23 protein-coding genes are annotated in these 23,342 nt (G+C 49.0%); 13 read left to right on the top strand and 10 right to left on the bottom strand.

Annotated elements, in window-relative coordinates; translation table 11 throughout:
- Window positions 1-4 precede the first annotated feature (4 nt).
- Window positions 5-691: a response regulator gene (locus HA050_RS08550; RefSeq protein ID WP_205836361.1), complete on the bottom strand. Its 687-nt coding sequence runs from the start codon at window positions 689-691 to the stop codon at window positions 5-7.
- 212 nt (window positions 692-903) lie between these two features.
- On the opposite strand from HA050_RS08550, the gene HA050_RS08545 reads away from it, so the two are divergent.
- From HA050_RS08545 to HA050_RS08535, 3 genes are read left to right on the top strand one after another with little or no spacing between them, the layout of a single operon-like run.
- Entirely contained in the window at window positions 904-1,677 is a 774-nt protein-coding gene (locus HA050_RS08545) for a MipA/OmpV family protein (RefSeq protein ID WP_166824634.1), read from the top strand.
- A 30-nt stretch (window positions 1,678-1,707) separates the two neighbouring features.
- Window positions 1,708-2,769, top strand: coding sequence for a DUF418 domain-containing protein (locus HA050_RS08540; protein WP_166824631.1), 1,062 nt, complete (start codon window positions 1,708-1,710; stop codon window positions 2,767-2,769).
- A gap of 43 nt (window positions 2,770-2,812) precedes the next feature.
- Window positions 2,813-3,238, top strand: coding sequence for a DUF4019 domain-containing protein (locus HA050_RS08535; protein ID WP_166824628.1), 426 nt, complete (start codon window positions 2,813-2,815; stop codon window positions 3,236-3,238).
- A gap of 69 nt (window positions 3,239-3,307) precedes the next feature.
- On the opposite strand, the gene dapE is transcribed toward HA050_RS08535, so the two are convergent.
- The 4 genes from dapE to HA050_RS08515 form a co-directional block, all read right to left on the bottom strand.
- The gene (gene dapE, locus HA050_RS08530; RefSeq protein WP_166824625.1) at window positions 3,308-4,438 is read right to left on the bottom strand and encodes a succinyl-diaminopimelate desuccinylase; all 1,131 of its coding nucleotides are present in this window, start codon (window positions 4,436-4,438) and stop codon (window positions 3,308-3,310) included.
- Window positions 4,439-4,447: 9 nt separating this feature from the next.
- The gene (locus HA050_RS08525) at window positions 4,448-4,795 is read right to left on the bottom strand and encodes an ArsC family reductase (protein ID WP_166824623.1); all 348 of its coding nucleotides are present in this window, start codon (window positions 4,793-4,795) and stop codon (window positions 4,448-4,450) included.
- Window positions 4,796-4,933: 138 nt separating this feature from the next.
- On the bottom strand, window positions 4,934-6,073 hold the full coding sequence (locus HA050_RS08520) for a PilT/PilU family type 4a pilus ATPase (RefSeq protein ID WP_166824621.1): 1,140 nt from the start codon (window positions 6,071-6,073) through the stop codon (window positions 4,934-4,936).
- 11 nt (window positions 6,074-6,084) lie between these two features.
- Window positions 6,085-7,746 carry an AMP-binding protein gene (locus tag HA050_RS08515; RefSeq protein WP_166824619.1) on the bottom strand — a complete coding sequence of 554 codons (1,662 nt, stop codon included), beginning with the start codon at window positions 7,744-7,746 and terminating at the stop codon, window positions 6,085-6,087.
- 358 nt (window positions 7,747-8,104) lie between these two features.
- Here HA050_RS08515 and rimP point away from each other — a divergent pair, with 358 nt between their 5' ends.
- From rimP to pnp, 7 genes are all read left to right on the top strand, one after another.
- The gene (gene rimP, locus HA050_RS08510; protein ID WP_099399233.1) at window positions 8,105-8,539 is read left to right on the top strand and encodes a ribosome maturation factor RimP; all 435 of its coding nucleotides are present in this window, start codon (window positions 8,105-8,107) and stop codon (window positions 8,537-8,539) included.
- A gap of 49 nt (window positions 8,540-8,588) precedes the next feature.
- Window positions 8,589-10,061, top strand: a complete 1,473-nt coding sequence (gene nusA, locus HA050_RS08505) for a transcription termination factor NusA (protein ID WP_099399234.1) — start codon at window positions 8,589-8,591, stop codon at window positions 10,059-10,061.
- A gap of 18 nt (window positions 10,062-10,079) precedes the next feature.
- The gene (gene infB, locus HA050_RS08500) at window positions 10,080-12,902 is read left to right on the top strand and encodes a translation initiation factor IF-2 (RefSeq protein WP_166824617.1); all 2,823 of its coding nucleotides are present in this window, start codon (window positions 10,080-10,082) and stop codon (window positions 12,900-12,902) included.
- Between the two features lie 167 nt (window positions 12,903-13,069).
- The gene (gene rbfA / locus HA050_RS08495) at window positions 13,070-13,480 is read left to right on the top strand and encodes a 30S ribosome-binding factor RbfA (protein ID WP_166824615.1); all 411 of its coding nucleotides are present in this window, start codon (window positions 13,070-13,072) and stop codon (window positions 13,478-13,480) included.
- Window positions 13,480-14,397, top strand: coding sequence for a tRNA pseudouridine(55) synthase TruB (gene truB / locus HA050_RS08490; RefSeq protein ID WP_166824613.1), 918 nt, complete (start codon window positions 13,480-13,482; stop codon window positions 14,395-14,397). The genes rbfA and truB overlap by 1 nt, the downstream gene beginning before the upstream one ends.
- Window positions 14,398-14,499: 102 nt before the next feature.
- Window positions 14,500-14,769, top strand: a complete 270-nt coding sequence (rpsO, locus tag HA050_RS08485; protein WP_099399238.1) for a 30S ribosomal protein S15 — start codon at window positions 14,500-14,502, stop codon at window positions 14,767-14,769.
- Window positions 14,770-15,051: 282 nt separating this feature from the next.
- On the top strand, window positions 15,052-17,202 hold the full coding sequence (gene pnp / locus HA050_RS08480; RefSeq protein WP_166824611.1) for a polyribonucleotide nucleotidyltransferase: 2,151 nt from the start codon (window positions 15,052-15,054) through the stop codon (window positions 17,200-17,202).
- A gap of 72 nt (window positions 17,203-17,274) precedes the next feature.
- On the opposite strand, the gene HA050_RS08475 is transcribed toward pnp, so the two are convergent.
- Complete coding sequence (locus HA050_RS08475; RefSeq protein ID WP_166824609.1) at window positions 17,275-17,925, bottom strand: nucleotide-binding protein; 651 nt, start codon at window positions 17,923-17,925, stop codon at window positions 17,275-17,277.
- Between the two features lie 79 nt (window positions 17,926-18,004).
- Between HA050_RS08475 and HA050_RS08470 the strand changes: the two genes are divergently transcribed.
- Window positions 18,005-18,424 carry a hypothetical protein gene (locus tag HA050_RS08470; RefSeq protein WP_166824607.1) on the top strand — a complete coding sequence of 140 codons (420 nt, stop codon included), beginning with the start codon at window positions 18,005-18,007 and terminating at the stop codon, window positions 18,422-18,424.
- Between the two features lie 116 nt (window positions 18,425-18,540).
- Here HA050_RS08470 and HA050_RS08465 read toward each other — a convergent pair whose 3' ends face one another.
- The 3 genes from HA050_RS08465 to HA050_RS08455 form a co-directional block, all read right to left on the bottom strand.
- Window positions 18,541-20,337, bottom strand: coding sequence for a methyl-accepting chemotaxis protein (locus HA050_RS08465; protein ID WP_166824604.1), 1,797 nt, complete (start codon window positions 20,335-20,337; stop codon window positions 18,541-18,543).
- A 201-nt stretch (window positions 20,338-20,538) separates the two neighbouring features.
- Window positions 20,539-20,952 (bottom strand): hypothetical protein, encoded by a 414-nt coding sequence (locus HA050_RS08460; RefSeq protein WP_166824601.1) that lies wholly within the window; start codon window positions 20,950-20,952, stop codon window positions 20,539-20,541.
- Window positions 20,924-21,394, bottom strand: a complete 471-nt coding sequence (locus tag HA050_RS08455) for an acyl-CoA thioesterase (RefSeq protein WP_166824598.1) — start codon at window positions 21,392-21,394, stop codon at window positions 20,924-20,926. Before HA050_RS08455 ends, HA050_RS08460 begins: the two co-directional genes overlap by 29 nt.
- Before the next feature lie 120 nt (window positions 21,395-21,514).
- Here HA050_RS08455 and HA050_RS08450 point away from each other — a divergent pair, with 120 nt between their 5' ends.
- Together HA050_RS08450 and HA050_RS08445 are read left to right on the top strand one after the other, a co-directional pair.
- Window positions 21,515-21,970 carry a universal stress protein gene (locus HA050_RS08450; RefSeq protein ID WP_166824595.1) on the top strand — a complete coding sequence of 152 codons (456 nt, stop codon included), beginning with the start codon at window positions 21,515-21,517 and terminating at the stop codon, window positions 21,968-21,970.
- Window positions 21,960-22,817: a radical SAM protein gene (locus tag HA050_RS08445; protein WP_166824592.1), complete on the top strand. Its 858-nt coding sequence runs from the start codon at window positions 21,960-21,962 to the stop codon at window positions 22,815-22,817. Before HA050_RS08450 ends, HA050_RS08445 begins: the two co-directional genes overlap by 11 nt.
- Here the strand turns inward: HA050_RS08445 and HA050_RS08440 are convergent.
- On the bottom strand, window positions 22,806-23,132 hold the full coding sequence (locus tag HA050_RS08440) for a helix-turn-helix domain-containing protein (RefSeq protein WP_166824589.1): 327 nt from the start codon (window positions 23,130-23,132) through the stop codon (window positions 22,806-22,808). The two genes, HA050_RS08445 and HA050_RS08440, sit on opposite strands and share 12 nt — an antisense overlap.
- Between the last annotated feature and the right edge of the window lie 210 nt (window positions 23,133-23,342).

Raw genomic sequence — 23,342 nt, 5'->3', positions numbered from 1 at the left:
AGGCTTACTCCCAGGCTGAAGGACTGAATAAATAGCCTTCGCCCCAGACCGTTTTGATTTTTTCTGAATCGTGATCATTAAACTTGCGGCGTAAACGCGAAATACTATTGTCGATACTTCTGTCCATGCCATCAAATTCAATGCCGCGCATGGATTTTAAAATATCATCGCGTGATAAAACACGGCCAGCGGATTCGGCCAGTAAGAGCAATAGTTTGAATTCAGAATTACTTAAAGTAGCGTTTTCATTTTTCCAGCGTACGCTGCGGTCGGTCTTGGATATTTCCAGATCACCAAAGCTGAGCGGGGTATTGGAGCTGCTTTGCTTTCCTGTGCCGCGTCTCAATAGTGCGCGTAAGCGGGCCAAAAGAATGCGGGGCTGGATCGGCTTGTTTACATAATCATCTGCACCTTGCTCAAGGCCAGAGACTTCATCAAACATGTCTTCGCGTGCGGTCAGTATTAAGATAGGCACGCTGCTGATTTCACGAATCTGTCGGCATACCACCATGCCATCTAAGCCTGGCAGCATCAGATCGAGCACAATAATATCGGGCTCTGTTGCTTTGAAGTGTGCGAGGGCAGTATCCCCTCGGCCAATGATCTCTACACAAAATTCATAGCTGCTGAGGTACTCCTGAATGAGCGCCGCCAGCTTAGTATCATCTTCTACCAGCATTAACCTGAACATTATTTACCCTTGGTTTGTTATGCAACGGTATTGTACAAGCGCTTGCCAGTGATGGCTTGGGGAAAGACACTTCATTGCAAAGATCTACACTTTCTATACATCTTTATTTATCTTTTGCTTATTTACAATTTACCGACAATTTATAGACAGCTAATAGGGGAACTTTACAGAGTCAGGCTTTAATATGGCTTACTTTCAAAAAGCGGGAAGGCATGATGCGTCATATTATTACCTTAGTTTCTCTGTTCATGGTTGCGCCCCTCTATGCGGCAGATCAGCCAAAAGATGAATCCAAAATTACGCTTGCGGTGGGGGTGGCATACGGGCCGGAGTTTGTGGGGGGAGAAAATAATAAGGTATTCCCTCTCTTATATGCGGATTATCAGGCCGCAAATGGTTTTTTTGCGGGCATGCGCGGTATTGGCTTTCAGGCTGAAAAAGGCATTTTCGATGGCAGTATTGCATTGGCTTATGGCGGCAGCCGTGGGGATGATATTACTAATATCTCCGATACAAAAAGTAAATTTAAGGGGATGGGCGATATTAAAAACTCGGCGCTATTAAATTTAGAGGGGGGTGTTAATTTATGGGATGTGGCGCATTTATCGCTGGGGGCAGAATTAAAGCTTAATCACAGAGAAAATGGCAACGCTTATCATGTGACGCTGGCTGTGCCTGTTTATACGACCGAAGCAAATCAAGTTTCAATAAGCACCTTTGCTCATTATGCCGACGCTAAATATGCGCAAACCTATTATGGCGTAACCGCAGCGCAAAGCCTGGCCTCTGGTTACAAAATGTATTCGCCTGAGGCTGGTTTTGATACAGGCAGCTTAACTCTGACATGGAACCATCAATTCGATAAAAATTGGGGAATTTCTTCATCAGTGGGTGTGAAACGTTTATTGAAGAATGCTGAGAATAGCCCTTTGACAGAATCAAAAACGAATCCTTCTGCTTCTCTTGCTGTGGGTTATTCATTCTGAGTCAAATGGTTTTGATGCGGGAGTGTTGAAATGAAACAACGAATTCTGGGTTTCGATTTGGCCCGTGCTTTAGCTATTTTTGGGATGGTGATTGTTAATTTTAAAATAGTCATGCATGCCCATGCCAGTGAAAACGCGGCCTGGCTTAATATCGTCAACGTAATTGATGGCCGGGCTTCTGCCTTGTTTGTTATTTTGGCCGGGGTGGGCTTGTCTTTGCTTGCCCGGCAGTTTTTGGGTGATTCAGTAGCATTGGCGGGTATACGTAAAGTGCTGTTAAAGCGCGCAGGGTTTTTATTTGTGCTCGGGCTTTTATATATAGAAATCTGGCCTGCTGATATCTTGCATTATTATGGCATGTATATCCTGGCGGGGACTTTATGCCTGGTGCTGTCCAGCCGCTCTATCCTGGCTTTGATTGTTTTGCTGTTAATTATTTCGACAACATTGTTTGTTATGCTGAATTACAGCACGGCGTGGGATTGGAAAACCTTGTCGTATGCTGATTTGTGGACTGTCCCCGGTTTTATTCGCCATTTGCTTTTTAATGGTTTTCATCCTGTTTTGCCATGGCTGGGGTTTTTATTGTTGGGTATGGTGATCGGCCGGCAAAATTTAGGCCATGTTGCTGTGCGTGAGCGTTTGTTTTTATTAGGTTTATTTGCTGCAGTGCTGGCTGAGTTGATTGTATTGTTTCTGCCTTATGCCTTGCTGATGGGTATGCCTTCGGCTTATGAGGTTTTTTTCAGTACGGTGCCTATGCCTCCTTTGCCGGTGTATTTTATCGGTGCATCGGGCAGTGCCATTGTGATCATTACGCTTTGCGTGGCCATGGGGGAAAAGTTTGGGCAAAAATCGTGGCTGATGCCCTTTGTATATACGGGCCAGCTGGGGCTGACTTTTTATCTGGCGCATGTCATTTTGGGAATGGGGCTGCTGGAGTCTCTGGGTATGCTGGAAAATCAATCTTTAGCATTTTCAGTATCGAGTGCTCTGTTGTTTTGTATGCTGGCAGTGGTGTTTGCAAGTTACTGGCGTAAGTCTTTTTCGCAGGGGCCATTAGAAGGCATGTTGCGGCGGGTGAGCCGCTGATCTTGGCCGGATATTAAATAAAGATGTGAAGTGGAGGTGAGCAGTGCGGTATATTTTTTCAATCTTATTGGTGTTCGGCATTTCTTTGGGTTTTGCAGGCAGCGTACGGGCGGAGAGCGTGGCAAAGGCGCATGAGGCGGCTAAGTCCTGGCTGGGGTTGCAGGATGAAGGTGATTACGCGCGCAGCTGGGAGCAGCTTTCTGATCATTTGCATGAAACAATGAGTAAACGTAAATGGGAGGAGGGGGCTGTATCGGTGCGTGCCCGTTTGGGTAAGGTGGTTTCGCGCCGGTTTAAGTCTGCAGAATTCACCCGCACTGTGCCCAGTTTGCCCGAAGGTGATTACCTTGTTTTGCAATATGAAAGTCAGTTTGAGAATAAAATAAAAGCCATTGAAACGGTTGTGCCATTTCGGGAAAAGAATGATAGCTGGCGGGTGATGGCCTATTTTATTAAGCTGAAAGGCTGATGCCTTGTTTGAAAATCAATGATGTGAAAATAGGGCAAGCCTTTGGGCTTGCCCTTATTGCGTATTTAATTAAGCAATTAATTTTTCTAACGCTTTCTCATAAATCGCGGAAAGCTTGGGTAAATCTTCAATCGCCACGCATTCATTCAGTTTATGAATGGTTTTGTTGATCGGCCCAAATTCAACCACTTCCGGGCAGTATTTAGCAATAAAGCGCCCGTCTGATGTGCCGCCTACGGTGTTAAGGGCGGGGGTTTTACCGCAGACTTCGCTTACTGCATCGCGCATGGCGTCGATCAGCTGGCCGTGGTCGGTCAGGAATGGCTCGCCGGAGAGTGCCCAGTCAATTTCATATTCAAGCTGATGTTTATCCAAAATGGCATGCACTGTGGCTTTGAGCGAGTCGGCCGTGCTGGCGGTGCTGAATCTGAAGTTAAACAAAGCATCAATAGTGCCGGGGATGATATTGGTCGCACCGGTGCCACTATGAATATTGGATACCTGCCATGTGGTGGGCGGGAAGTATTCATTGCCTGTATCCCAAACCGTGCTGGCCAGCTCTGCTAAAGCCGGAGCGAGCAGATGGATTGGGTTTTTTGCCAGATGCGGATAGGCAATATGGCCTTGTACGCCGTGCACAATCAGGTGGCCGGAGAGTGAGCCACGGCGGCCATTTTTGATGGTGTCGCCAAATTCTTCGGCAGACGTGGGCTCGCCTACGATGCAGTAATCAATTTTCTCGCCGCGTGCTTTCAGCGCCTCGATGACTTTAACCGTGCCGTGATGCGCAGGGCCTTCTTCATCGGAAGTAATCAAAAAGGCGATCGAGCCTTTGGGATTGGGGTTTTTTGCCAGAAATTGCTCGCTTGCTGTTACAAAAGCAGCAAGCGATGCTTTCATATCGGCTGAGCCACGGCCAAACAGATGGCCATCCCGGATGGTGGGGGCGAATGGATCGGAGTGCCAGCGCTCCAGCGGGCCGGTAGGCACAACGTCGGTATGGCCTGCAAAGACCAGCACAGGGCCGCTGTCGCCAAAGCGCGCCCACAGATTATCTACATCTTCAAAACGCATATGCTCAATACGAAAGCCGATGGCCGAGAGGCGGGCGGCCAGCATATTCTGGCAGTTAGCATCGTCTGGAGTGACAGATGCCTGGCGTAATAATTGTTGGGTCAGTGCAAGAGTGGGGTCGTTCATTGCTGTGGTTCAGTCTCTAAAAAGTGATGCGTAGACTTCGGGTTTGAAGCCGACCGTGATCGTACCATTGTTGTCGAGTACCGGGCGCTTAATGATTGAGGTTTGCATTATCATTAAGGCGATTGCGGCCTCTTTATTGTCGATTGAAGCCTTGGTGGCGTCGTCTAATTTGCGCCATGTGGCACCCTGGCGGTTGAGCAGGGTTTCCCAGCCCACTTGCGCAATCCATGTTTCCAAAAGCGGGGCGCTGATGCCTGATTTTTTATAGTCATGCCATTCAAAATCATAGCCCTGCCCGCTGAGCCATGTTTTTGCTTTTTTAACGGTGTCGCAATTGGGGATGCCATAGAGCTTCATTGCTGCTGTCTTCCTTATGGGATGGGGGATTTTACAACAATGGGGCGGTGCGGGCGATGTGATATCGCCCGCAGGATGAAATACAGCGGAAGGGATCGTGCCGGCAGCGCGGATCAGATGCCCGGCGGCAGGCTCGGATTAATGCAGTGAAATATCAAAAGACATATCCGGTGCGGCATCGGGTTTGTCGTCTGGCTTGCTGTTCTGGTGCTCGGTAAGTGGCTGAGCGTTGTTCACCAGCCAGGAGAGATTGGTGGCCGAATCGGCACTTTTCAGTGCTTCATCCAGCTCAACTTCGCCATTACGATAGAGCTTATAAAGGGCTTGTTCAAAGGTTTGCGAGCCTTCCGAAAGGCTTTGTTCCATAGCCTGTTTGATATCGCTCAGCTCACCGGCGCGGATGAGTTCTGCAATACGCGGGGTGTTGAGCAACACCTCAACCGCAGCAACCAGCTTGCCTTCTTTGTTTTTTACCAGCCGCTGCGAAACAATGGCTTTGAGCGAAGACGATAAATCATAGAGCAGGGCTTCGCGTGATTCTTGCGGGTAAAAATTGACGATGCGGGAAAGTGAGTGGTAGCTGTTATTAGCGTGCAAAGTGGAAATGCACAAATGGCCTGCTTGCGCGTATTGCATTGCATGCGTCATGGTTTCCTGGTCACGGATTTCACCAATCATCAGCACATTGGGGGCTTCGCGCATCGCGTTTTTCAGTGCCTCATGATAACTCTTGGTGTCGATCCCAATTTCGCGCTGATTCACCAGCGATTTTTTGTGTTTATGCAGAAACTCGATGGGGTCTTCCATCGTTAAAATATGGCCTGCATGGTTTTCATTGCGATGATTCAGCATGGCGGCCATGGTGGATGACTTGCCCGAGCCGGTTGCCCCAACCACCAAAATAATGCCGTGCTTCTCCATGATCAGATCTTTCAGAATGGGAGGAACACGCAATTCTTCAAAAGAGGGGATGTTGCTGCGAATAAAACGCGCCACCATGGAAACTGAGCCGCGCGCTCTGAAGATGTTAATCCGAAAACTGCCTACCCCGGCAACAGGGTAGGCAAAGTTCATTTCCAGCGTGTTTTCAAACTCGGCAATCCGCTCTGGCGTCATTAACTGATAGGCTAATTGCTTTACATGCTCAGGGGCTAAAACCTGATTGTTGACCGGGTAACACTGGCCATCAATTTTGATCACAATCGGCGACTGAGCAGCAAGAAAAAGGTCTGAAGCATTACGCTCCGCCATCAGTTTAAAAAACGGCAAAAGATTCATGAAAAGCTCATTTAAGTTGGGCGCAATTCGCGTCTCAGTATTTTACCCACATTTGACTTGGGCAGGCTGTCCCGAAACTCCACTTGTCGCGGTATTTTATAGTTGGTGAGGTTCTTTCTGCAGTGGGCAATAATGTCGTCTTTGCTGAGATTAGGGTCTTTCTTTACTACAAAGATTTTTACGGCCTCACCAGAGCGCTCATCGTCCACGCCGATGCAGGCTACTTCTAATACGCCCGGATGGCTGGCAACCACATCTTCAATTTCATTGGGGTAAACATTAAAGCCAGACACCAGGATCATGTCTTTTTTGCGGTCAACCAGGCGGAAAAAACCGGTTGAAGACATGATGGCCACATCGCCTGTACTGACAAAGCCGTCTTTGCCTAACACTTTGGCTGTTTCGTCGGGACGCTGCCAGTAGCCGGCCATCACCTGCGGGCCGTGAATAAATAATTCGCCCGCTTCGCCAGGGGGTAATGCTTTGCCTTCTTCATTACGCACTTCGCCAATGGTTGATGGAATCGGCAGGCCGATCATGCCGTTAAATTCGGGCAGATTCATCGGATTCATCATGGCTGCGGGGGATGTTTCGGTCAGGCCATAAGCTTCAATCAGGCGAACGCCTGTGGTTTTTACCCAGCGATCTGCTACCGCATGTTGTACAGCCATGCCGCCGCCGAGTGCCAGTTTCCATTTGCTAAAATCCAGTTTGGCAAAATCGGCGTGGTTAAGCAGTGCATTGAACAGTGTATTTACACCGGTCATGCAGGTGACCGGGTATTTGCCGATTTCCTTGACGAAGCCAGGAATGTCACGGGGATTGGTGATCAGCAGGTTGGTAGCGCCAATTTTAGAGAACACCATACAGTTGGCGGTGAGTGAAAAGATGTGATAGAGCGGCAGCGCAGTCACGATCATTTCTGTGCCTTCGTTCACTAAAGGTGCAATCCACGCGTGGGCTTGTTGCATGTTTGCGACAATATTGCCGTGGGTGAGGATGGCGCCTTTGGCGACCCCTGTTGTACCACCCGTGTATTGTAAGAAGGCAATGTCACTATGGTTCAGATCAACTGGCTGTACTTTTTTCTTGCTGCCTGCGCTGATTGCATCGTTAAAACGCGTGTGGCCCGGCAGGTTGAAGGCCGGTACCATTTTTTTGATATGTTTAACGACTGCATTCACCAGCAGGCGTTTGGGCAGGCTGAGCCTGTCGCCAATTTCAGTCAGCAATACATGTTTTACATCGGTGCTGCCAAGGATTTCTTCCAGCGTGTGGGCAAAATTAGCCAGGATCACGATAGCGGCAGCGCCGGAGTCTTTCAGCTGATGCTGAAGCTCTCGCGGTGTATAGAGCGGGTTGACATTCACCACCACCATACCTGCGCGCAAAATGCCGAAAATCGCGATAGGATACTGCAGCAGATTAGGCAGCATAACCGCTACGCGGGAGCCGCGCGGGAGTTTTAAATCGTGCTGCAAATAGGCAGCAAATGCCGAGGATTGTTGATCCAGCTCAGTGTAAGTGATTGATTTGCCCATGTTTAAAAATGCAGGGCGATCTCCAAACCGCTCAACTGAGCGAGCAAGCACCGCGGGAATTGCGGCAAATTCAGTCATGTCAATTTCCCGGGGGACACCCGGTTGATAGCTTGCCCACCATGCTTGATCCATCTATCTTTCCTCGGTTTGTATTACACGTAAATTTCACTACTCTAGTGTGCAAGCGTCAAGCTAACAAGTATCTATGTTCCCTGTTTCGTTAAATGATTGTTTCTGTTACAATCCCGCCTTCTTCGGTTAAAAGGCCGGAGAAGTGGTAAGGAAATGGGCGCAGTTTTGCAGCCCATTTTTTGTTTGTGGCGATCCTGTATCGTGTTCCGGGTGCTGCTTTGCAGAAAAATGCGGCGGCATTCGCTGGCTAAGTCATTGTGGATATTTGCAGCGAAAATGCAATTGGATATACAGCGATGTTTGGCTGGATGAAGCGGATATTGCCTTTGAATTAGCCAGATAAGTGGCAAAGGAATGTATGGCAGCAAATATGCAGGACGTGCTGGAAACCACCCTGCCAGGTCTCGGGTACGAACTCGTAGATCTGGAGCTTGCGCGAAACGGGTTGGTTCGGGTCTTTATAGATAAGGAAGGCGGTATCAATGTGACTGACTGCGTTACAGTCAGCCACCACCTTGAGCGGCTTTTTATTGTTGAAGGCGTGAATTACGAGCGGCTGGAGGTTTCGTCCCCCGGGCTGGACCGTCCAATTGTAAAAGCAGCTGATTTTGTTCGCTTTGCCGGGCAGGTCGTGAAAGTGAAGCTGCGTTTGCCGTTACCGGATAAACGTAAAAAGCTCGTTGGTGTTTTGCTTGGGCTGGAAAATGATGTGGTGCGCGTAGAAGTCGATGGACAAGAGCTATCCCTGCCGCAATCACAAATCGACAAGGTGCGGCTGGAGCCGCAGTTTTAAGAACTAATCAGCCTAGAATGTTCGGGTTGTTTGCCGGAGGGGTAGTGAGATGAGCCGGGAAATTCTGTTGCTGGTCGACGCGCTGGCGCGTGAAAAGAACGTAGAAAAAGATGTCGTGTTTGGTGCCCTGGAAATGGCACTGGCTTCGGCGACCAAAAAACGCTACGAGGAAGACGTGGATATCCAAGTGGATATCGATCGTGATAGCGGTGATTATCGTAGCTTCCGCTGCTGGACAGTGGTTGAAGACAATGATCACGAAGAGCCTTCCCGTCAGATCGCGATTACTGATGTTCCGGAATATGATCCGGAGCTGAAAGTGGGCGAAACATGGATGGTAGAGCTTGAGGCGATTGAATTTGGTCGCATCGGTGCGCAAACCGCCAAGCAAGTGATTTTGCAAAAAATCCGTGATGCAGAGCGCGAACAAAATCTGAATGATTTTCTGCAGCGCAGCGAATTCATTGTTTCAGGCAATATCAAACGGATTGAGCGTGGCAGTGCCATTCTTGAGCTGGGTAAGCTCGAAGCGGTGTTGCCGCGTGACCAGATGATTCCTAAGGAAAACTTACGCGTAGGCGATCGTGTTAAAGCGTTCCTGCTGCGTGTGGATCGTCTGGGTCGTGGCCCGCAACTGGTGTTGTCGCGTATTTCCAGCGAATTCATGACCAAGCTCTTCGAAATGGAAGTGCCTGAGATTGAAAATCAGCTGATTGAAATCAAGGCGGTAGCGCGGGATCCGGGTGCGCGTGCCAAGGTAGCGGTAAAATCGAACGATGCACGTGTTGATCCTCAGGGTACTTGTATTGGTGTGCGTGGTACGCGCGTCAATGCAGTAACGAATGAGCTGGCAGGTGAGCGCGTCGATATTGTGTTGTGGTCGCAGGATCCGGCGCAATTTGTAATTAACGCCCTGTCTCCGGCTGAAGTGAACTCCATCATGCTTGATGAAGAAACACACAGCATGGATGTGGTGGTGGATGAAGATAACCTGGCCATGGCCATTGGCCGCGGTGGCCAGAACGTGAAATTGGCAGCCGAGCTGACTGGCTGGAAAATCAATATCATGACCGTTGACCAGGCACAGCAAAAACATCAGGAAGAGTTCGCCAATGTGCGTCAGCTCTTTATTGATGTGCTGGGTGTTGACGAAGAAGTGGCGGACGTTCTTGTAGAAGAAGGTTTCACCACGTTAGAAGAAGTGGCTTATGTGCCGATTGCTGAAATGCTGGAAATTGAGGCCTTCGATGAAGACGCCGTCAATGAGCTGCGTACTCGTGCCCGTGATGCCTTGCTGACGCAAGCCATTGCCCGCGAAGAAAAGCTTGAGCATCAGGCAGAAGACCTTAAAAGCCTTCAGGGAATGACACCAGAACTTGCTGCCTTACTGGCTGATAAAGAGGTTCATACCCGAGACGAACTCGCCGAACTAGCCGTCGACGAGCTGATAGAAATGACCGGAATTGATGAAGAAGCTGCTAAGCAACTGATCATGAAGGCGCGCGAGCACTGGTTCGCCTAACGCTCGGGAGAGAAATGCATGAGTGAACTCAATGTCAACCAATTTGCGGTAGAGCTTAAAATGGCACCGCAAGAGCTGCTGGAGCAATTCCGTGCAGCAGGTGTGAATAAATCGAGTGAAGTAGATGTGGTTACTGCAAGCGACAAAGCGTGTCTGCTCGATCACCTGAAAAAGAAGCATGGCGGTGATGGTGATAAAAAAATCACTGTAATCCGTAAGCAAAATACTGAAATTCGTAAAACTGACTCAACAGGCAAAGCAAAGTCGATTCCTGTTGAAGTGCGTAAAAAGCGTGTTGTTGAAGCATCGGCTGCTGCTGATGTGATTGCTGCCGCGCCGCGGGCTGCTGAGCCGGTTGCGGCTCCTGCTGCTGCAGGGCAAGTGATCGATGATGCTGAGCGCTCATCCCGCGAAGCACAGGCCCGTCGTCAGAATGAGTTGTTTGCCCGCCAGGCTGCAGAAATGCGCGCCAAGCAAGGTGGAAAAGCGCCTGCTGAAACGCCGGTTGCGGCTCCGGCTCCTGTTGCAGCACCTGCTCCGGCGCCAGCTCCGGTCGCGAAGCCTGCTCCGGCTCCGGCTGCTAAGCCTGCCCAGCCTGCACCTGCTCCAGCGCCAAAACCTGCTCCGGCTCCGGTCGCTGCTAAGCCTGCTGCACCTGCGCCAGCAGTGACACGTCCTTCGCCGGGCGCTTCACAAGCCAGCCATCCGGATCGTCCGCGTGTGGGTATGCGTGTTGAGCTGCGTAAGCCGCGCAATGAGCCAATGAAGGCGCCAGAGCCAGTTGCACCGGCTCCTGCCCCAGTACCTGCTCCGGCACCGGTTGCCGCGCCAGCACCTGCTCCGGCAGCGAAAGCAAAACCGGCCGCAAGCCCAAGCAGTGCTTCTCCTGCAGCAAAACCAGGCGATAAAAAGCCTGCTGCTGCGCCAGGCAAGAAAGAGCCATGGAGTGATGGCCGTGGTAAGAAAGGTATTCGCAGCCGTGGTGGCGATACAGGTAATGACTGGAAGAGCAAGAAGGGTGGCAAAGGCCGTCAGGTTGCCGCTAATCCGGATAATGCCCACGGCTTCCAGGCCCCGACTGACAAAGTAGTGCATGAAGTGATGGTTCCGGAAACGATTTCCGTGACCGATCTGGCGCACAAAATGGCTGTGAAGGGGGTTGAAGTGGTTAAGGCCCTGATGAAGATGGGCATGATGGTGACCATTAACCAGGTGCTGGACCAGGAAACCGCGATGATTATCGTCGAGGACATGGGTCACACGCCAATGGCCGCCAAGCTGGATGACCCGGAAATTTATCTGGGTGATGGCGCTGTTGTAGAGCACGTGCTCTTGCCACGCGCTCCGGTTGTAACAGTAATGGGTCACGTTGACCACGGTAAAACATCCTTGCTGGATTACATCCGAACCGCCAAAGTGGCGTCGGGTGAGGCCGGTGGTATTACCCAGCATATCGGCGCGTACCATGTACAAACCGAGAAAGGCATGATCACCTTCCTTGATACCCCGGGTCACGAAGCGTTTACCGCGATGCGTGCACGTGGTGCCAAGCTGACGGATATCGTTGTGCTGGTCGTTGCTGCTGATGATGGCGTGATGCCACAGACCATTGAAGCGATCGCTCACGCGAAAGCCGCCGGTGTGCCGATTGTGGTTGCAGTGAACAAGATTGATAAGCCTGAAGCTAATCCGGAACGTATCCGCCAGGAGCTGGTGACGCACGAAGTTGTGCCGGAAGACTGGGGTGGTGATGCAATGTTTGTTGATGTTTCGGCCAAAAAAGGTCTGGGCATTGATGAGTTGCTTTCCTCTATCTTGCTGCAGGCTGAGGTGCTGGAGCTGACTGCTGCCGAAGATGCTCCTGCGAAAGGGATTATCATCGAAGCGCGTCTGGATAAGGGGCGTGGTCCGGTTGCGTCTATGCTGATCCAATCTGGTACCTTGCGTAAGGGTGATGTGATTCTTGCTGGTCAGGTATCAGGTCGCGTTCGTGCGATTATCGATGAGCATGGTAAGTCTATTACTGAAGCGGGTCCTTCGATTCCGGTTGAAATTCTGGGTCTGTCGGATGTGCCAGCAGCAGGTGAAGACGCGATGGTGCTGACTGATGAGAAGAAAGCGCGTGAAATTGCGCTGTTCCGTCAGGGTAAGTTCCGCGATGTGAAGCTGGCTCGTCAGCAGGCATCCAAGCTGGAAAACATGATGGCGCAAATGACAGAAGGCGAAGTTCGCAATCTGCCTGTCATCATCAAGGCCGACGTACAAGGTTCTGCCGAAGCGTTGTCACAAAGCTTGCAAAAACTGTCTACAGACGAAGTGCGCGTACAGATTCTGCACAGTGCTGTGGGTGGTATCAGTGAATCTGACATTAACCTGGCACTGGCTTCTAAAGCGGTGGTGGTTGGTTTCAATTCCCGTGCAGACGCAGCGGCGCGTAAGCTTGCCGAAGCAGAAGGCGTGGATATCCGTTACTACAACATCATTTACGATGTGGTTGATGACGTGAAACTGGCTCTGTCAGGTATGTTGGCTCCGGAAAAACGTGAACAAATCATTGGTATGGTTGAGATCCGTCAGGTCTTTACTGTTTCCAAGGTGGGCACGATTGCGGGTTGTCTGGTGATGGAAGGTCTGATCCGCAGCCATGCGGGTGTTCGCTTGCTGCGTAATAACGTGGTTGTTCATCAGGGTACGCTCGATAGCCTGAAACGCTACAAAGACGATGCTAAGGAAGTGAAGGCCGGCTTTGAATGTGGTTTAAGTCTGAAAAACTACAATGATCTGCAACTGGGTGACCAGCTGGAAATCTTCGAAATTATCGAAGTCGCCCGCTCACTCTAAAAATACACGCCACTTTTTCTGATTGGAAGAAGTGGCGGTATAAATAGAAAACGGGTTGAATACGGCAAAGGCGGGCAACCGCCTTTCGCCATTTTTAAGTAGCTATAAGTGTTTGCGCCATTGAAGCCCCGCGCAAAGCTTTGGCTGGACTCTTTGCTGAGGCATGTATGGCCAAACAATTTACTCGTGCCGATCGCGTGGCACAACAAATTCAACGTGATTTAGCCACTATTATCCGCGCGGAGCTGGATCATCCGCAGGCATCCTTAATTACGATTACGGATGTGGAAGTCACACGTGATTACTCGCATGCCAATGTTTTTTATACTTTTCTTGGAACAGAAGAGCAGGGTAAAGACATTGCATCTTTGATTGAGCGCGCAAAAGGCTTTTTGCGCAGCCAGCTGGCCCGTGGCATCTCTTTATACAAAATGCCTGAGCTGCATTTTGAGTATGATCACTCGGTTGAGCATGGCATGAATTTATCCCGTTTGATCGATCAGGCTTCAAGTTTGCCAAAAGCACCTGAAGAAGATGGCTTTGATGCGGATAATGAAAAAACTGCTGGCAAGGAATAATGGCTAAACGAAAGATTGATGGCGTTTTATTGCTGGATAAACCGTTTGGGATTTCCAGTAATAACGCCTTACAAAAAGCACGCTGGCTGCTGCAGGCAGAAAAAGGCGGCCACACCGGCGTGCTGGATCCCTTTGCAACGGGTTTATTGCCTTTGTGTTTTGGTGAGGCCACTAAATTTGCCCAGCGTATGCTGGACGCAGATAAAGGTTACCGCGCCACGATTAAGCTGGGTGAAGTTTCAACCACGCTGGATGGCGAGGGTGAGATCACCAAAAGTGGTGATGCACCAGACGATGAAGCCTTAATTCGTGCGGTGGTAAACGCATTTATCGGGCCGGTTACTCAAACCCCCCCTATGTATTCTGCGCTTAAATTCCAGGGCAAGGCCCTCTATGAATACGCGCGGGATGGTGTGGAAATTGAGCGGCAATCACGGCAAATCACCATTTACAACATCGATATTATTTCGATTGAAGGTGATGTGCTGGTGATTGATGTGAGCTGCTCCAAGGGTACGTATATTCGTGTTCTGGCGGAAGATATTGGTAAGGCTTTGGGGTGCGGAGCTTACTTAACCGGCTTGCGCCGTACCAGAACTGCAGGTTTTTTATTGGAAAATTCAGTTAATCTGGACGATTATAATCATGTGCCGGTTGAGGCGCGTGATGGATATTTATTGCCTGCCGATTGCCTGCTGCTTGATTTGCCAGCTTTGTTTTTCGATGCAGCAGAGTTTGAAAAAATTCGTCACGGCATGACGGTAGAGCGGGGTGGTTTGCTGCCCGGTGAGTATCGTCTTTACGCCGAAGGCGAAAGCAGGGATAATGCACGGTTCATCGGTTTGGGCGAAGTGGCCGCTGCGGCTGAGAATCCGCATGCATGGCTGCGGCCTAAACGACTTCTGTCCGGTTTGTAAAAACCAGGCAGATTAAAGGGAGGATGATTGGGTTTTGGCTCGGTTTTCCTCGACGGCTCTTTATAATGTGTAAAGAAGCCTTATCTCACTGGAGCAGTAAGCATGTCCGTAACAGTTACTCAAAAAGCAGATATCGTTAAGAAGTTTCAACGCACTGAAGGCGATACTGGTAGTCCTGAAGTTCAGGTTGCATTGTTGACAGCACGTATCAATGACTTGACACCTCACTTTAAAGCCAACAAGAAAGATCACCACTCACGTCGTGGTTTGCTCAAGATGGTTAGCACACGTCGTCGCCTGCTGGATTACTTCAAGCGCGTTAACTCTGAAGGTTACCGTGCTCTGATCGCTGAACTCGGTCTGCGTAAGTAATAAAGAAAGTCGTAGTCGCAAGACTGCGACTTTTTTGTTTTTGTATTCTTTAGAGAAGCGCCACGGACTTTCCTTGTCATTATTACGCAAGAAACCGTGGCACTTTTTTAAATAAGAACCTTCAAACCTGTCAAACAGCGGTTTCGGCGGCGGGTTGAAGAAGTCCCAGTGTTTTTTACTGAGCCTATTGGTTGTGCCGAAGCCGGCAGCAAGTCAGTCAAGCTGCAGCGGAAACCGATCACGCCTTGGACTGGAGGCGTTAGTGTGAAAAAAGGAAAGTCAGTGTTCAATAAAATTGTGAAATCATTCCAGTACGGTAAGCATAATGTCACCATGGAAATCGGTGAAATTGCCCGTCAGGCTAGTGGTGCCGTTCTGATTAATATGGACGATACCGTTGTTCTCGTGACGGTTGTAGCCGCACGTGACGTTAAGCCGGGTCAGGATTTCTTTCCGCTGACCGTTGATTATCAGGAGCGTACTTACGCTGCTGGTCGCATCCCAGGTGGTTTCTTTAAACGCGAAGGCCGTCCTTCCGAAAAAGAAATTTTAACTTGTCGTCTGATTGACCGTCCGATTCGTCCCCTGTTCCCTGAAGGTTTTTATAACGACATCCAGATCATTGCGACTGTGATGTCGGTTAATCCTGAAGTTGATCCAGACATCGTTGCGATGCTGGGTGCTTCTGCTGCCTTGTCGGTCTCTGGTGTGCCATTTGATGGCCCGATCGGCGCTGCACGCGTGGCTTATATCAACGGTGAATACGTACTTTGCCCAACCTTATCTGAGCTGAAAACCAGCCAGATGGATCTGGTGGTTGCAGGTACTTCACAAGCTGTGCTGATGGTTGAATCTGAAGCTGATGAATTGTCTGAATCCATCATGCTGGGCGCGGTAGTATTTGGTCACGAGCAAATGCAAGTGGCGATCAATGCCATTAATGAGCTGGCAGATGAAGCGAATCCGGAATTGTTTGTATGGGATGAGCCTGTTGCCAATGAAGCACTGATTGCACAAGTTCGCGCTGTTGCAGCTGCGGGCCTGTCAGAAGCATTCAAATTGCGTCAGAAGCAATTGCGTACTATCAAAATCAATGAAACATGGGCATTGGTTAAAGCGGCACTGATTACCGAAGAAACCGGTACTTTGGCTGCAAATGAAATCAAAGGCATTTTCAAGGGTCTGGAAGCTGAAATCGTTCGCGGTCAGATTCTGGATGGCTACCCACGTATTGATGGCCGTGATACACGTACAGTTCGCCCTATTACGATTCGTACTGGCGTATTACCACGTACACACGGCTCGGTGCTGTTTACCCGTGGTGAAACACAAGCGATTGCAGTAGCTACGCTGGGTACTAAGCTGGACGAGCAAAAAATTGATGCATTGGCCGGTGCTTACACGGATCGCTTTATGCTGCATTACAACTTCCCACCGTACTCGACTGGTGAAACAGGTCGTGTAGGTACACCAAAGCGCCGTGAAATTGGTCACGGTCGTCTGGCTAAGCGTGCACTGGCTGCGATGCTGCCATCTGTTGAAGACTTTGGCTACTCGATGCGTGTTGTTTCGGAAATCACCGAATCAAACGGCTCAAGCTCAATGGCTTCTGTTTGTGGTGGTTGCCTGGCGCTGATGGATGCGGGCGTTCCGATGAAAAATCACGTGGCTGGTATCGCCATGGGTCTGATCAAGGAAGGCAATCGCTTTGCTGTATTGTCCGATATCCTGGGTGATGAAGATCATCTTGGCGATATGGACTTTAAAGTGGCAGGTACTGAAAACGGTATCACTGCGCTGCAAATGGACATCAAGATCAACGGTATCACTAAAGAGATCATGAAAGTGGCTCTGGATCAGGCGCAAGAAGGCCGTGTGCATATCCTTGGTATTATGAAAGGCACAATGGAAGGCGCGCGCACAGAAGTAAGTGAGCATGCTCCACGCCTTTACACCATGAAAATCAATCCGGAAAAAATCCGTGATGTGATCGGTAAGGGTGGTTCGGTGATTCGTGCGCTGACAGAAGAAACCGGCACTCAGATTGATATCCAGGAAGATGGCACCATCACCATCGCCTCTATCTCTGCTGAAGGCGCGGATGAAGCCAAACGCCGTATTGCTGATATCACTGCTGAAGTTGAAATCGGCAAGATCTACGAAGGTCCGGTTGTTAAGATTCTGGACAACAACGTAGGCGCGATTGTGTCGATCATGCCGGGTAAAGATGGCTTGGTACACATTAGCCAGATCGCCAATGAGCGCATCAAAAACGTGGGCGACTACCTGAAAGAAGGCCAGGTTGTGCGCGTTAAAGTGATCGAGCAAGACGAGCGTGGCCGTATCCGCTTGTCGATTAAAGCAGTAACAAACGAAGAAACACCAGTGGCTGCTGAAGCTGCTGTTGCACCGGTTGAAACCGCAGCGGAATAATTGCTGAGTTTTAGCAGATAAAAATGCCGGCCTGAAAAGGCCGGCATTTTTTTGCCTGGAAAGAGCGGATCATCAGATAGCATGCCGCTGCTGACGCTTATTGCTGACCAGCCAATCAAGCAGGGGCTGCCATTGCATGCGGTCTTGTTTTGTGCGGGATGCGGGAAGATCAAAAAGAGTCAGCCCGCGCTGAATGCTTTGCACATAGAGCTGTGTTTCCCGGATGCAAGTGAGCAGGGGCAGATCATATTGTTTTAAAAAATCGGTAAGCTGCCGGGCAGATTGGGTTCGCGGGTTCACTCTCATTCCCACCACTGCAACAGAGATTTCTTCGCGGCGTATGGCTTTTATTTCTGCAAGCACTTCAAAAAAGGCAGCGCTGGCCCACAGATCAAAAGCAGAAGGTAAAACAGGGATCACCACATGATCTACCCGCATCAGCGCCTGTTTCAGACGCTTGCCGTGTAAGCCCGCCGGAGAATCCAGTACTGCAATACCCGTGCCTTTGGGCGGTCTTGCTTTTTGGTCTTCATCCAAATCCCAGCCCAGAATCTGCGGAGACTCAAGAGGTCGCAGCGACAGCCAGTGGCGGCTGGATTGCTGGCTGTCAATGTCACCCAGCATGACTGTTTCTTCCTGCCATGCAAACCATGCTGCCAAATGAGTTGAGAGGGTGGATTTGCCGCTGCCACCTTTGGGATTTGCAATAAGTATGCTGCGCATAATGACCTGAGTGTGAATTCAACGGTTTATATTGTTTATATAGTTTATACTGATTTTACCTTGTATGGGAGTGCGCACTATGGCTTCAAGTAAAGTTAAAGAAATAACTGAAGAAGTTATTGCAGGGCAAGAGAAGCTTGCAGTAAGAAATACACCGGCAAGCCGCAGAAGAACAAAACAAGTTTTGCCAGAGCTGGCGCAAGTGGTGCTTGTGGAAGCGTTGCCTGCAGAGCCTGTGTCGCAGGAACATAAAAAAACAAAGCTTACTAAGGTGAAAAAACCTAAGTTAGTGCGTGATAGTTTTACGATTCCAGAGGCTGAATATATTCAGCTGGCGGTGCTGAAGCAGCGTTGCCTTGATGCAGGTCTTGCAGTTAAAAAAAGTGAGCTGCTGCGGGCGGGTTTGCAGGCCTTGGTGTCGATGCCTGATGAGTACCTGGTAAAGCAATTTGATTCGCTGGAAAAGCTTAAAACAGGGAGGCCTTCCAAGGCCGGGTAAGCGCATATTGCTGTATATGGCCGGTTAATCCAGTGGTCTTCAATCAGCAGAAAAGCGTTTTCAGGGGCTGGTTTGCCAGGCGGGAAGACAAACCAGCAGTGCTTTTTTATGTGATTTTAGCCCTTGGGCATTGTGCTGGCATCAAAGCCAAGACGCAGTCCGCCCCAGTGCTGGCCATTAATATGAATGGGTAGATCTAATTCCGTTAAAATTTCACCCGTGTCACGCACATAGGTCTGTAAAAAGAAGCGCTGCAAGTTTCGTGCGGCACGCAAACTCACTGCATCGTTAAATATTCGCTGATCACGGCTGTTGATTAAGTCGGTTTCTAAATCACCACTCATTGCTTTAGAGCACCAGCTGTTATGCGCAGGTGCATAGCCATTTTGATCTACAGCCACTGAAAATTTTCCGCCAGGCGTGCTTTTGACCAGCTGATCATAGAGCGCCTGAATCTCATTATTAAACAATGCGCTATAACTGGTTTTAAATTTAGCAGGGTTGGTGTTGGGTATTGCCTGATATCGCTGATCAAAAACATCTATGCCGCGCTCTTTTAATGCTGCAATATGTTTTGCTATTTGATCTCTGAATTGAGCCGCGCGCTGAATTGTGGCATCCAGCTCACCTTTGCCAACCGTAAAGCTGCCAATTAATGATTGAACACGCTCTGCTGCCTGCGCCAGATCTTGTGATGAGCTGGCAGAATGGCCCATACGCTCATTCACAGAAAGGGATAGCTTATGAATTTCGGTTACATTTGAATTGACCAGCTCATTTGCTGAGGTAAACAGCTCCAGTGTGCTTGCAATATCAACGAGTGTGACTGAAGTTTGTTCGAAATCCGCCATCATATTTGAGAATTGCAAAGATGCATTGATCACGACGTCTTTAGTGCTGTTTGCGTCCTGATTAATCATTTCTGTTTCATTCAGTGTTTCAGCTACCTGATCCAGCATATTGTCGATATTGTGCGAAATATCTTCAGTGGCAATGCGTACTTTTTCTGAGAGTTTACGCACTTCATCCGCAACTACTGCAAATCCACGCCCTTGTTCGCCTGCTCTGGCAGCTTCAATCGCGGCATTCAGTGCCAGTAAATTAGTCTGGTTTGCAATTTCTTTGATCAGGCCAACAATTGATTTAATACTGGCAGAGCGCTGATTTAAATTATCGACAGTCTGGCTGAAAAGCGCCAGACGTTGGGTAATGGTACTGATTTTTTCGCTGACGTCTTGTAATTCAGCAAAGGATAAGCGTGCGGATTGCAAATTATCAGAGGTGGTTTTTGATATATGCTGGGTTCGGTCGGTGATTTGGTTAATGCCGGTGGTGGTTGAATTACTTGCTTCGCAAACCATTTGAGCCAACTGGTCTTGTTGTTGGGTTGCAACGGATGACTCTTTAATGTTTTTCATAGACTTTGCCGCTTCCAGCGCAATGCCTACGGTCATGGCCTGTACATTAGCGATGATGTCACGTTGTTTAGCCAGAAATAAATTGCAGCTTCGTGCCAATTGGCTGACTTCATCATGAGTAATGGCTGGAATATCTTTGGATAAATCGCCTTCTCCACTGGCGGCATCACGAAATACACTGGCAATTAAATTAATTGGCCGTGTAATCCAGTATTTCAGATAGGTGATTTGGACAAGGGCCAGTATGGTGGCTGCAAGCAGGCTGAACCAGCACCAGAATTGAATCTTGATAATAATGCTGAGCAGCTTTTCGCTGTCTGCTGCAGCAAGGTGTAGCGTCTGGCTCAGCTGGCGCAGGCTGTCTTCGGCCGAGTAGCTGGCGATCAGGATGATGAGGGGGAAGGCGAGAAAGAGCAGAATAAAGGCAAATTTTCTGGCCAGCGTAGGAAGTAATGCTTTTTCCAGCGATATGTGGATTTGATTGATCCATTCCATCTTTTTTTCTCCATGTTTCATCAGAAACAAAGGGCATTTTCTTGTTTTTATTATTCTTTTGTCATCCCGGCGTACGGGCTGAAATTACTCTGTGTTCACAAAAAAATATTTAATGCATAAAAAGCAAAATATGCCTGAAAGAAAAGGGCTTCTTTCAGGCCTGTACTTAATAGGGGTTGATTATATTGCTAACCTTGCAGCCTATGATTCAAAGGCAGATTGCAATGCATCAAGTGTAAGGTGCCAGTGATTGAGCATATGGCCAAATACAGCAAGCTCAGCATCATTGATAATCTGATCCGATTTAGATAAATCAAGCGCCATAGCTGCAACATGTAAACGTTTTTTGGGATCGCTCACATTATCTAAAATAAGATCAATTCGCTCACGATTAATCAGGCTGATTCGGCCATCTTCATCTGCTTCATCGGATATGTCATTACAGTAATCTTGTAAAACCTGAATAAAACCTTTGCGGCTGATGCCAATGGCTTCATAAACATGTAAGTGCTCTAATTCTTCCAGCTCTTCCGGATTGAAATTACCATCACAGACCATTTGCATTACTAAAACCCGAGCCATTGCTTCAGGGCTGTTGTTTGCGTATTTTTTCATGTTTTTCCCTTATTGCATTGATTGCCTGTTCAAATGATGCAGGCATGGATGCTCGTTTATGTGTTGTGTGATAGTCAAAAAAAACAATCGATGTTTTGGCAAGCGCAATTTCAGTCTGATCAGCCACATTGCTGACCCGGTAATACAAATCAAAACCAACACGGTTGAGTTGATCCACCCGAAGTGCAATATTGAGCTGATCAGCTAAAAAGGCCTCATGCCGAAATTGAATTTCAACATCCGCCAATATAATACCAGGCGTTGTTGCATTGCCTAATTCTGTATAGTTTAAATATGCGAGAAAACGAACCCTTGCTTCGTGAAGCATACCAAGTAATGCCTGATTTGCAAGATGATTGCCATAATTAAGATCTGTCACCCGTACATTCAGTTGAGTTTCAAAATCTGTGCCTTCTGGCAAAGTGAGTTTAAGTCTGGGCATTATTAAATGGGCGGTTAAACATATGCGGACGAGTGTATGCTGAAGCTTTATGCAAGGCAACCGTGGCTTGCTGTTAAACTAATCATGTATATCTGTATCTTTTAAATAAGGAGACTGATCATGTACCAACGTATTTTAGTGCCCGTCGATAATAGTGATACCAGTGCGGCAGCGATTGTTGAAGGGCGGCGTTTTGCAGGGGACCAGAGAGCAAAAGTCAAATTGATCCATGTTGTTGATTTGGCTCAATTTGCATGGAGTGCAAATGAATTTCTGGATGTGCCGCAATTGCAAAATGCCCTGCGTCAATCGGGCGAGAAATTACTGGCCGAGCTGGCTGAAGGCTTAAGGGCGGATGGTCTGGATGTGGAAACCAGCCTGCTGGAATCATGGGGCGGCAATTTGGCGCTGGCGATTGTGAATGAAGCAAGCAGCTGGCCGGCAGATTTAATTGTGATGGGTACACATGGTTATGGCGGGCTGACTCATTTATTAATGGGCAGCGTGGCCGAAGGTGTTGTGCATGCCACACCTGTGCCTGTGTTATTAGTGAGAGCGAAGGCGAATGACAAGTAAGACCGTTTTACAAGTGATTGACCACAGCCGGGACAGCGCCGGCTGTGTTTATGTGTATCCCGTGGTTTCACGGCGTGCAGGCGGCGTTTCTGTTGGGATTAATCTCAACCCGAATAACGCCTGCAACTGGCGCTGCGTGTACTGCCAGGTGCCGGATTTAAAGCGGGGTGGCGCGCCTGAGCTGGATTTGGAATTAATGGAGACCGAGCTGCGCCATCTGCTGCACGATATTGTGCGGGGTGATTTTATGCAAACCCGTGTCCCGCCTGAGGCCAGGCGCTTGAATGATGTGGCGTTTTCAGGAAATGGCGAGCCCACGAGCAGCTTGCAATTTTTAGCCTGCGCAGAGCGGGTGATGGCGATTCTTCGTGATTTTGATCTGACCGGCAAAATTAAGCTGGTACTGATTACCAATGGCAGCCAGCTGGACCGCAAGCAAGTGCAGGAAGCGCTGAGCCTGATGAGTGCGTCGGGTGGGGAGGTGTGGTTTAAGCTGGATCGTGCACCGGAAGACGGGTTTTCGGTGGTAAACCAGATTTCGCATAAGCGCACGCAAGTTGCGCGGCGTTTAATGCTGGCAGCCAGGCATTGCCCGACATGGATTCAAACCTGTATGTTTGAAATGGATGGCGCTCTGCCGGATGAGGCGCAATTACAAGGCTATCTGGATTTCTTGCAGGAAAGCATCGCGGCAGGCGTAAAAATAGAAGGTGTGTTGCTCTATGGATTGGCGCGGCCTTCAATGCAGGCAGAAGCAGGCCGCCTGGCCGCAGCACCTGCAGTATGGATGCAGGAATTAGCCCAGCGGATCACTGGGCTTGGGCTGGAAGTGAAATTAAGCCTGTAGGTGGCTTGAGGCAGAGTGCTGACGGGGCTTTTCTTCGTTGTGAGCTTGTGCAGCCGCACGCAGTGTGTTGTACAGCTCTACGCGTTCTTCGCGCAGGTGTTGAATGATTTGATAGTCTTCGCGGTTGATTCGTTCTAAATCGATTTGCTCAACATGAACAACGCGCAGCAGCTCACGAACCGGACGTGGCATATTGCGGCCGCTTTCGTAGCGTGAGCCGCCACTTTGCGTTACGCCGATTTTGCTCCAGAACTCTTGCTGGTTCATGCCGAGCTGCTGACGAACTTCACGTGGATTAATGATCTGGTTTTGCATAGTTTTTCCTCTTTGTGGCGCATGTGCTGGCAGGGCGCACCTGCAGCCTCATGTCATCTGAATGTTGACGTCATTTTAACGATCAAATCCATAATGAACATGTCACTATTACACGATTAAGCCCGTAACAATTTACGCAAATGCAAGGGAACTTATTGTTGTCTATTTAAAGAGCAATAGCTAAGTAAGTGTTCATTTTGAATAAAATGC

Origin of the sequence: Iodobacter violaceini, assembly GCF_011601265.1 — a bacterium.
Taxonomy (GTDB): domain Bacteria; phylum Pseudomonadota; class Gammaproteobacteria; order Burkholderiales; family Chitinibacteraceae; genus Iodobacter; species Iodobacter violaceini.
Note: the sequence above shows the minus strand (reverse complement) of the source record. Positions and strands in the feature narration are given on the sequence as shown.